The sequence below is a fragment of the Streptococcus infantis genome (assembly GCF_047463655.1).
Lineage (GTDB): Bacteria > Bacillota > Bacilli > Lactobacillales > Streptococcaceae > Streptococcus > Streptococcus infantis_Z.
This window is the reverse complement of sequence record NZ_JASHDM010000024.1, coordinates 1-3,418: the sequence shown is the minus strand read 5'-3', so window position 1 is coordinate 3,418 and position 3,418 is coordinate 1. Positions and strand designations below refer to the sequence as shown.

Genomic DNA, 3,418 nt, shown 5'->3' with positions numbered 1-3,418 from the left:
CGAGCGACGGAGAAAAAGCAAGTTATTGCTCAAAACTACTGGGATAGTTCTCGAAGGGATATTGAAAGTCAATTTGAATTCGTGGCTAGTCAAATTGCTCGAGTGAAAAAAGTGTTAGATAAAAAACGTTATGAATTACTAGAGGGTGAAATTGACGAATTGATGAAAGAGATTGCTGAATTAGCAGATGTTCTCGGTTTGGAGATTGAGGAGCTACCCAAACACTTGCCGTTTTACACCTTACCTGCTGACGAGATTGTTGATTGAAAAATCAGCCTCTCTTTTTTGTGTGTATTTGTATGCGATGAGAGTGTGTCAAAGTGTGAGATAGACAAAACAGATGATAAACATGGTAGTGTGTGTAAGTAGGTGAAACCGAGAAAATTGATATCATTGGAAACGTTGATACTATCAACATATCACGGCACGTGATATCAGTTTCCCTTATGCTCTTTAAGAGGCTAGAGGGGTAAATTCCCTAGTAAAAACTAAATAAGGGGTTTGGGGTCTCCCAAAAATCAGTTTTCATTTTGGAACTGACCTAGCATGTGGTAAACTTACTGGTAAGTTGATAATCATATGCTACGCTTGCCACAACGATATTATGCTAGTAAGGAGGATTTAGAGTCATGTCAGATTGGAAAACACTGAAAGAGGTCGCGGAGGAGTTAGGGATATCAAAAGACCTGGTAAAGTATCACAGAAAAAATTTAAATATTTTCCAGGTTGAACAAGAGGACGGAGTGTATCGTATATCTCCTTCAGGAGTGGATGAGATACGTTCTCGACTGAGAAAAGATAGCTATGATGCTACGTTTGAAGAAAAGGTCATGCGCCGTCTCGGTATGATTGAAAAACAGCAAGAATTGATATACGAGTTATTACTCAAAATGTTAAACGAGCGTAAATAGCCTTTAGAAGGTCGTATTGCCACTATTTTAGTTTTAGAATATAATTCTATACTTTTGATGTCAGAACACGTTAGAGGGCAAAATATGGCTTCTAATCACTTCTAAATCGTCCGCCTCGTAAAAATTATTTGATAATACATGTAAGAATTAATAAAATGAAAAAACGCATAAGCTCTTTTTAAGAGAACTTATGCGTTTTTTTTATTATAGTTTTATAGTTTTAATTTTAGCTTCTTAACAATCCTAATAGAAAAAGAGAAATTTATGGCTCTAATCCACCATCTCCTTCGCCATTTCCGGTGTTACTACCATCGAAATCTCCAGGATAGTGGTCAGGGTCAAAACAAAAATTTAAGTGGAATTTGTAGTTCATAGTGATCCTCCTTGATTATAAGTGATAGTGTGATTCAAGATAGCGCTTTCTTGAGACTTCAGTATAACATAAAAAAAAATAAAAAGCAAATAAAAGGTGAATGGGCTTGTTTAGAAGCGACTGAATTATATGTATTGGGCTCTATTTTAGTTCGTTTTACGTTGAAAAGTGCGAACCAAGGCATATTGCCAGGCTCCCTATCCCAAATAGAAGGGACAGTATCCCCAGATGTGATTAACAATTTCCCTTTTGCTCATGGCTTCGACATCAGCAATTTATGCCATCAAATAAACCAAGCGAAGAGAAAGGTTATCATACTTTGCTTTTTAGAAAAAGTCCATGGTATAATAAAATCGCTATCGAAAAACCGATTGCGACTTACAGGTCGTGAAAGGAGGTGATAGTCGTGAGTTACTTATTCGAGCTCTTCCTCAGCGTCGTGGCAAATGTACTGGCATACTTCATTTGCAAATGGCTGGATGATGAGGATAAACGGTAGTCAGCCTACAAACACTCGTTAATCTGAAAAGAACGTAAAAAAAGCCCTAAAGGACTGGCATCCTCTAGGGCTTTGGTGTAGCCTTGAGCTACTTATTCGGCAAATTCATTGTATCATGGTTATATAGTTGTGTCAAAAATATGTGCTAGATTTATTTTTAGTTTGTTTTTGGATATGGAGAGAGGGGCGAAACGAAGTGAGACCCTTTTTATATATATTTAATTAATATTTAATAATATATTTAGCCACTCTACGAGCCTTAGAGCACCAAAGGATTTCAGAGTTTATGGGTGTACAAATGTCGGTTTATGGGTGTACAAATGTCGGTTTATGGGTGTACAAATGTCGGTTTATGGGTGTACAAATGTCGGTTTATTAAGAAGAAATATATTTGTTTGCTTTATAATATTTTCGGTGGTATAATTAAGAAAAAATAAAAAGGGGTTCTTAATGACGAATGAAGTAGTTAAGCATCATAATGATTTGAACACGGTTATCATGAGAAAATGGACGGCAGAAGAGATGAATTTCTTCTTTGCAATTATTGCAAAAGCCAGAGATAACGGCATAGAAGACTTAGTCTTCGATAAGTATCAGTTAGCCGAACTTGCAAGCTATTCTATTCAGCACAATAAACGATTTCACGATACGATGAATAGCTTAGCTAATAATATAACTCAGTTACGATATATCGAAAAAACAAGCAATTCTATTGAGTACATGCCACTGTTTACACGATTTCGAGTGGATTGGAAAGAAGATTTGTCAGATATGACTGCAACAGTTTCTCTTTCGCCGAAATTTGAGTATATCTTAAACAGACTTTCAGCCAATTTCACACAATATGAGCTTGCAGAGTTTACAAATATTCGGTCTACATACGCTAAAACTGCATATAGACTATTAAAACAATGGCGTACAGTGGGTCGTAAAGAGTTCAAGATTGATGAATTTAAAACTTTACTTGATATGCCTAATAGTTATAAATCGAGCGAGATAGATAGAGCAGTCGTCAAACCAATCCTGAAGCAACTTTCACCATATTTTGAGGGATTGAAAGTTAAAAAAATCAAATCCAACAAGCGTGGGAATCCTGTTCTTGGTTATGAGTTTACTTGGAATCCTGAAATGACTGAATCGTATGTTCCAAATAAGTTCGATAAGCCTAAACCAAGCAAGAAAAGGAAGTCCAACGTGCCTACTTGGTCAACTCCTGATTACGTGAATACAACGAGTGAGGAGAAAAAGGCTGAACTAGAGCGTAAAAAGCAAGAGATGTTAGCTAGATTAGACAATGAGCCCCCAAGGGTTTTGCCTGGGCAAATGGATATGTTTGAAGATTAGCTAGTTACAGAAAAGGGGGTAACAAAATGACAGAAAGAACAGAACTAATAAACGATATTGAGAAATTAAAAGCTGAAAGAAATCGATTATTAAGGCAAGTAGAAGAAGCTGAGCAGTGGGAAGGTGTTGCATGGGATAGTTTTAATTCCTTAACTGACCATATACGAGCGACGGAGAAAAAGCAAGTTATTGCTCAAAACTACTGGGATAGTTCTCGAAGGGATATTGAAAGTCAATTTGAATTCGTGGCTAGTCAAATTGCTCGAGTGAAAAAAGTGTTAGATAAAAAAC

Annotated in this window: 3 protein-coding genes and 1 pseudogene; all 4 read left to right on the top strand. The window is 36.5% G+C overall.

Annotated elements, in window-relative coordinates:
• Positions 1 to 267: pseudogene (locus tag QM877_RS10065) on the top strand (hypothetical protein); the annotation flags it as partial.
• Positions 268 to 629: 362 nt separating this feature from the next.
• The gene (locus tag QM877_RS10060; protein ID WP_414318322.1) at positions 630 to 911 is read left to right on the top strand and encodes a hypothetical protein; all 282 of its coding nucleotides are present in this window, start codon (positions 630 to 632) and stop codon (positions 909 to 911) included.
• 1,322 nt (positions 912 to 2,233) lie between these two features.
• A complete protein-coding gene (locus tag QM877_RS10055) occupies positions 2,234 to 3,127 on the top strand; it encodes a replication initiation protein (protein WP_414318321.1) in 894 nt (297 codons plus the stop codon).
• A 26-nt stretch (positions 3,128 to 3,153) separates the two neighbouring features.
• A partial coding sequence (locus QM877_RS10050; protein ID WP_414318320.1) for a hypothetical protein occupies positions 3,154 to 3,418 on the top strand: 265 nt, incomplete at its 3' end.

Excerpts from the sequence above, each read along its gene's own strand:
- QM877_RS10060 (WP_414318322.1), top strand. The coding sequence starts at position 630 with ATGTCAGATTGGAAAACACTGAAAGAGGTCGCGGAGGAGTTAGGGATA.
- QM877_RS10055 (WP_414318321.1), top strand. The coding sequence starts at position 2,234 with ATGACGAATGAAGTAGTTAAGCATCATAATGATTTGAACACGGTTATC.